This window comes from Acinetobacter sp. RIT698 (assembly GCF_009668065.1).
Taxonomy (GTDB): domain Bacteria; phylum Pseudomonadota; class Gammaproteobacteria; order Pseudomonadales; family Moraxellaceae; genus Acinetobacter; species Acinetobacter guillouiae.
The window spans coordinates 1-6,938 of the sequence record NZ_WJYH01000091.1 but is presented as its reverse complement, the minus strand read 5'-3'; the positions used below and the strand labels follow the sequence as shown (position 1 = coordinate 6,938).

General features: G+C 37.1%; 6 protein-coding genes. 5 read left to right on the top strand and 1 reads right to left on the bottom strand.

The genetic code is table 11. The annotated features are described in order from the left end of the window. The first annotated feature begins 1 nt into the window (after position 1). The 4 genes from GJV03_RS20865 (at position 2) to GJV03_RS20850 (ending at position 3,122) form a co-directional block, all read left to right on the top strand. Positions 2 to 955: a hypothetical protein gene (locus GJV03_RS20865; protein WP_252720758.1), complete on the top strand. Its 954-nt coding sequence runs from the start codon at positions 2 to 4 to the stop codon at positions 953 to 955. Between the two features lie 4 nt (positions 956 to 959). Continuing rightward, entirely contained in the window at positions 960 to 1,841 is an 882-nt protein-coding gene (locus GJV03_RS20860; RefSeq protein WP_004717161.1) for a hypothetical protein, read from the top strand. A 108-nt stretch (positions 1,842 to 1,949) separates the two neighbouring features. Beyond that, positions 1,950 to 2,330, top strand: a complete 381-nt coding sequence (locus GJV03_RS20855) for a hypothetical protein (RefSeq protein WP_004717160.1) — start codon at positions 1,950 to 1,952, stop codon at positions 2,328 to 2,330. Between the two features lie 18 nt (positions 2,331 to 2,348). Beyond that, positions 2,349 to 3,122 (top strand): helix-turn-helix transcriptional regulator, encoded by a 774-nt coding sequence (locus GJV03_RS20850; RefSeq protein WP_004717158.1) that lies wholly within the window; start codon positions 2,349 to 2,351, stop codon positions 3,120 to 3,122. 397 nt (positions 3,123 to 3,519) lie between these two features. Here the strand turns inward: GJV03_RS20850 and nadB are convergent, their stop codons facing one another. Further along, positions 3,520 to 5,163 carry an L-aspartate oxidase gene (nadB, locus tag GJV03_RS20845; RefSeq protein WP_004823134.1) on the bottom strand — a complete coding sequence of 548 codons (1,644 nt, stop codon included), beginning with the start codon at positions 5,161 to 5,163 and terminating at the stop codon, positions 3,520 to 3,522. Positions 5,164 to 5,389: 226 nt separating this feature from the next. Between nadB and GJV03_RS20840 the strand changes: the two genes are divergently transcribed. Next, positions 5,390 to 6,790, top strand: coding sequence for a Do family serine endopeptidase (locus GJV03_RS20840; RefSeq protein WP_004717154.1), 1,401 nt, complete (start codon positions 5,390 to 5,392; stop codon positions 6,788 to 6,790). Positions 6,791 to 6,938 lie beyond the last annotated feature (148 nt).

The window sequence follows — 6,938 nt, the reverse complement described above, 5'->3', positions numbered from 1 at the left end:
TTTGTTTAAGGAACAGGTTTTTCCTTTATCAGATAAATTGACGGAGATGTTGAATGAACACTATTCACATCAAACTGAACGCCGTGGTTGCGGTTATACGCAGGCTACACGCGTATTGGCTGAGTACATTAATTTTCCGCGTGATCAAGTTGAAGCAACTGATTTAAAAATATTTAAAGATTATGATTTTAAGAAATTAAAAAAAATTCTTGAGCAAAAAAATGCTTATGGTTTAGATATCGATGATTGGCATAACTTAGATCAAAATAAATCGATTCAAAATTTTCTTATTCAAGCCAAAGATGATGAGTTTAAAGCCTTAGTTGAACAAGAAGTTGCAATCCAAGCAAACTTAAGACGCTTATCGCAACAAGCACAATTAGAAGAAAGTCATGTGATTTGCGCTATGTTGGAAGATGTGATTTTACCCAAAACAGCAGATGAAACAGGTTATGTTGAAATTGCGACACTAGACGGTAAGCCTAAAGTGGGTTCATGTCCAATGGCAGAAGCATTTTTCTTAAAGATTGCCCATCGTTCGATGTTAAGACAAGGCTCAATCAATATTTTTGTAGATGATCAAAATCGTCCGCTGTTGATTGAAAAAATGAACATGGGGGATAATCATTCCTGTATAAATTTACAACCTTTATTGATGAATGGAATTCGTATTCCGATTGGTTCTTTATTTTCTGTCGATTATGATATTGAACAAATTACCAACAAAGTCCCCAATCAAGAGTTTAAAGGCTATATTATTCCCTATAAAGAGATTCAAGGTTTTTGGTTTTTGCGATTAACCACTTTAGCCATTTCACCTGAGAATCGACAAAGGGCATTTACGACACATTTTGAACAACAAGTGAATAATGGACTTTTTAGTCCTGACACAACACTTATAAAACAACTCAATGATGTTGCAAAATCACAATTGAGAGCACTCAGTCTCGGATAGCTTTATGTTAAATGTTTGTTTTTCTCCACGCTATTTTGCTCAAACACATACCAATAGCATGGAAAAACTTGTTGCAGTCGCAGAGCAACTACAGCAATTTAATGATTATAAATTTCATGAACCACAACAAATTGATCCAGAAATTTTAAAAGCCTTACATTCACCTAAATATGTCGAGGCTTTTTTAACAGGGCAACCCGCAAAACTGGCAACTTTTGCTGGTTTTAAGCCTTGGAATGAACAATTAAGAGATGCAGTGCTCTCCATCAATGCTGGGCAATTGTTGGCAACTGAACTGGCATTCCAACATGGGATTGCCGCCAATATTGCGCAAGGGTTTCACCACGCCAATTATGAATATGGTGGCTCTTATTGCACTTTTAATGGCTTGGCATTAATTGCACAACATTATGCAAATAAACGTATCTTTATTTTGGATTGCGATCAGCATGGTGGTGATGGGACAGCTGATTTTACCCGCAGATTAGATAATTTATATAATTTTAGTATTTACGGTTTGGCTTTTGGCTACCCCACGTATGAACGTGCGGAAAGCCGCCACATTCATACCAAGCATGGAAGTTTTGCTCAATATACTATGGCATTGCATGAAGCCTTTCAGCGAGCGAATGAGTGGAAAGCCGATATTATTATTTATCAAGCGGGGATGGATTGCCATCAAGCAGATCCTTATGGTTCGGCATGGTTTACGACAGAGTTGATTCAAAAAAGAGAGGAAATAGTGTTTAACCTTGCCAAACGTGACAATATTCCGATCATGTTTGTACTTGCAGGGGGCTATCAGAACTTAGATGATTTAGCAAAATTACATGCTGAAACTTTTCATATAGCGCATCGTACTTATTATGGAAAAAATAAAGACTAAACTCGCTGTTAAACTTGGCTGGAATACCGTATTTTTTGGCTGAATTTAGTAATGTACGATCTGTATAAATCAATACAATGATAATTATTCTCATTTATGGTGGTTATCATGTTTATTCAAAATTTAGAAAACTTTCCAATCGTTCGTATTAGTTATCAAGCTGAAGATGCAGTTTCAGTTGATGAAACAATTGCAATTTATGAATCATTATTGAGTCGTAAAGAAACTTTTGTTTTTATCAGTGAAGGGGCTTTTCCTGAACAAAAAAATGATCATGAAGAACGCAAGCAAGTTGCAGCATGGGTTAAAGCAAAACGTGAAATTCTAAGTCAATATGTGAAAGCATTGATTCATATTGAACCTGATGAAAATATTCGACTTGAGACGCAAAAATTTGCCAATAACTTTATTAAGTTTACAGGCTACCCGATGTTTATTGTAGACAATCAACAACAAGCGCAGAAAGTCATCGACGCTGTTTTAAAGTGATAAATATATAGGCAAACCATGCTTGATAATGTGGATCCTTTTTTTGTAGATCAAATAGACCAAGCAATTATTGTATTAAAAATACATCAGCAAGTTCCTGATTGGGAGCTTGCGTCACATCAGCATGTAAAAAGCCAATTGATGATGACAGTGAATGGCTTAATTACTGTGGAAACACCATCTGGTATTTGGGTTGTTCCTGCGCAACAGGCTTTATGGATTCCATCAAATGTGCCACATAAAGTCAGTAGTTATGGTGTCTCTTGTGGTTATGTTGCATTTATTGACCCCCAACTTGATCATCTTTTAGAACCGAATTGCACCATGTTGCAAGTGACAAATTTGCTGAATGCCTTATTGGAAAGAGTAGAAACCTTGTCTGATACGGTGCTTTCAGAAAAAGACTTCCGTTTGCAGCAATGCCTGTTGGATGAAATTCAATCAGTTGTAAAGCCAACATTTTATTTACCCATTCCACAAGATCTTCGTTTAGTTAAATTGACCCGCCATTTATTAAAGCATCCTGAGCAGAATCAAAGTTTGGCTGAATGGGCAAAGTTATGTTGTATGAGTGAACGAAGCCTTACACGAACTTTTCATCAAACGACAGGGATGAGTATTAATCAATGGCGAAGAAAGTTACATGTTGTATTGGCATTACAGTGGTTAACAGAAGGAGATTCAGTGCATCAGGTTGCAATGAAATTAGGCTATGATAGTGATAGCTCATTTATTGTAATGTTTAAGAAAATAATGCAGCTTTCTCCTCGAAATTATATGCAGCAAAAATAAGGTTTTATTTTCAAATAGAAGTGGTTTTAGCATTTTATCAAAATGAATTTATAACTTTATGAATCATTAAAAGATTTGCACTGTCACATTTTAGCTTGAAGAGTTTAAATTGATTTGCGTAGACGATACCTCACCTTGTGCTACCACATCCTTGCGCTACAAACAAAGCAGTGCTTTGTTCTTGCTCAAGTGTTTTGTTTTACTCAGAATGAAAAAATCCATTTTTAGTAATTGATGAAACATGATCAAATAATAAAAAAAGCGTTGATTTATATTCAGTGAATTATGCTGATGCATATAAAATTTTGAAACCTCTAAAGCTAAAAGTAAAAATTGATAATATCTCCATAAAAAATAGCCAGAATGATCTGACTATTTTTTGTGATTTCAAAGGATTTTAAACTGCTTCATTTACCAATGGGGTTTCAACTGTAAAGTTTGGCGGTGTTAATACCGTTTTTCTTAACTCAGGTGAAAGCTCAGGATAATCAAGCGTGTAGTGTAGACCTCGTGATTCTTTACGCTGCATGGCACAACGAACAATCATCTCTGAAACCATGACCAAATTACGTAGTTCAATCAAGTTCTTACTGACATGATAATCCTGATAATATTCAGTAATTTCTTTCTTCAACATTTCAATACGATGCAATGCTCGTTGTAAACGTTTTGTGGTTCTTACAATCCCGACATAGTTCCACATGGTTTGGCGGAGCTCATCCCAGTTTTGCAGAATCACAACATCTTCATCAGGATTGGTCGATTGTGAAGCATCCCATTCAGGCACGGTCGGTATATCAAAGTGAGGATTAAACTTTGCTTCTATATCCTTGGCAGCACTCATACCATATACAAAGCATTCAAGTAGTGAATTGCTGGCCATACGGTTAGCCCCATGTAACCCTGTATACGACGTTTCACCAATTGCATATAAACCAGCTAAATCAGTTTGGCTATGCTCATCAACCACCACGCCGCCGCAAGTATAGTGTGCTGCTGGAACAACGGGGATCATATCCTTGGTGATATCAATACCGAGTTCTAATAAGCGCGCATATAAGGTCGGGAAATGTTCTTTAACAAATTCAGCCGGTTTATGACTGATGTCTAACCAGACATGACGGATGCCTAAGCGTTTAATTTCATAATCAATGGCGCGTGCAACAATATCTCGTGGAGCAAGTTCGGCACGTTCATCAAAGCGCAGCATAAAGCGTTCACCGTCAGGTAAACGTAAATACGCACCTTCACCACGCATTGCTTCCGTAATCAGAAATGAGCGTGCTTGAGGATGATATAAACAGGTTGGATGGAATTGATTAAATTCCATATTTGCGACACGACAGCCTGCGCGATATGCCATGGCAATACCATCGCCTGTGGCAATATCTGGATTTGATGTATATAAATAAGCTTTCATGGCACCACCACAAGCAAGGGCAGTGAATGGCGCTAAAAAGGTATGAACTTTTTCGTTGTTTTCATCAAGTGCGTAAAGACCCACCGCACGATTGGACTGTTGTTTATGTCCTAATTTATGTGTGGTGATTAAATCAATCGCAATGTAATTTTCAAAAATATGAATATTTTTCTTTTCTTGAGCACGTTGAACCAGTGTGGTCGAAATGGCTTTACCTGTGGCATCGGCTGAATGAATAATGCGACGTTGTGAATGTCCACCTTCACGGGTCAGATGTAATTGTTCATCTTCATCTAATGTAAACTGTACACCATGGTTGAGTAAGAAATCGACAGAAGGGCGACCACCTTCAACGGTATGTTTGACGGCATCAATCTCACATAACTGTGCGCCTGCAATCATGGTGTCATCAATATGCTGTTGAATGGAATCTGTTTCATCAAGTACAGCAGCAACACCACCTTGTGCAAAATATGTGCTTGCATCGGTTAAGGTTGATTTCGCTAAAACAGCAATATTAAAATGTTCAGGCAAAGATAAGGCTAAACTTAAGCCTGCACCGCCACTCCCCACAATAACCACGTCAAATTGATGAGTTGTACTTAAATTAGACATGTCCATCAGCTAATTTGAAAAATGTTTGCTAATAACACTCTTTTTTTTAACAAATTACAATAGTCACATGTGTCAGATTTTAGTATAAATAAGATATTCCAAGACTTTTAATATAAAATTAAGTAAAGTCTTGTTTTATAAAAAAATGTAAACATATTTTTACGTAACGATATTAAATAATATGTTACAAACATTTTTAAGCAAATAATCATCAGATGCAGGTTCGTGAGAAATGAGTAATGGTCTAATACAAAAAGGAATGTATGCAGCAGTATTTACTGTCGCTGCGGCAACATCACAAGTTCAAGCTTCAACACCTGTGGATTTTTCTAACTTGGTTGAACAAGTCAGCCCAGCTGTTGTGAGTGTTAATGTTGTTAAAAAGTTATCTCAGGAAGAGTTGTTACAGCAACAAGTACCTGAAATTCTAAAGCGTTTCTTTGGTAATCAAATCATTATTCCACAACAACGCGCGCCACAAGAAAAGACTGCGTATGGTAGTGCATTTTTTATTAGTAAAGATGGTTATTTACTGACAAATCACCATGTGGTTGAAGATGCATCTAAAGTGACGATTATGTTGAATGATCGCCGTGAAATTGATGCAAAAGTGGTGGGCAGTGATGAACGTACAGATGTGGCATTACTAAAAGTTGAAGGGAATAATTTCCCATCATTATCTGTGGGTAATGTAGATCAACTTAAAGTCGGGCAGCCTGTTCTTGCAATCGGTTCTCCATTTGGTTTTGATTATTCTGCATCAGCAGGGATTGTCAGTGCCAAGTCACGTAATATGATGGGTGAAACCTCTGTCCCATTTATCCAAACCGATGTGGCGTTAAATCCGGGTAACTCAGGTGGTCCGCTATTTAACCAACAAGGTCAGGTTGTCGGTGTAAACTCTCGTATCTTTAGTGGTACGGGGGGGTATATGGGCCTGTCATTCTCTATTCCAATTGATGTGGCAATGGACGTAGTTGATCAGTTGAAAAAGAATGGTAAGGTCACTCGTTCTTATCTTGGTGTAATGTTACAAGATATCGATCGAAACTTAGCGGAAGCTTATAAGTTAGATAAACCAGAAGGTTCGTTGATTACCCAAGTTGCGCCGAATTCACCTGCAGAAAAAGCGGGCTTTAAATCAGGCGATGTGATCCTAAAATATAATGGTTCACCAATATCACGTACTTCAGAATTATTGAATTATTTGAATCGTACTCAACCAAATCAATCTGTTAAGCTTGAAGTTTTACGTGATGATAAACCAAGAGTGATTACAGCAACTTTAACTGTTGCACCAGATGATACCCCTGCAAAAGTTGACAATACCAACACTTCGGCCAAGCCAAATAAAGGGCCTATCATTGGTGTTGCGATTCGTGCCTTAACTGAACAAGAAAAGAATCGTTTAAATGTTAAAGGTGGTGTGTTTATTCAAGATGTGACCAGAGGCGGCTTAGCTGCACAGTCACGGATTTTACCTGGTGATGTGATTACTCAAGTAAATAACAAGAAAGTAAATACACCAAATGATTTTGTTGATGCTATTTCAGAGCTACAGAAAAATACGGTAGCGCGTGTAGCGATTGTTCGTGAAGGGCAACATGCTATGATTGGATTACGTATTCAATAAATACAACTGATCAGAATCAGCCACTCAAAGAGTGGCTTTTTTATATGATCAAGTTTATTTTGCAAATATTTTAAGAATAGCTTTTGAATCAATCCGATATAAAAACCTCAAAGTCAAAATATTTCATTTTTTAGTATTCAATAAATCT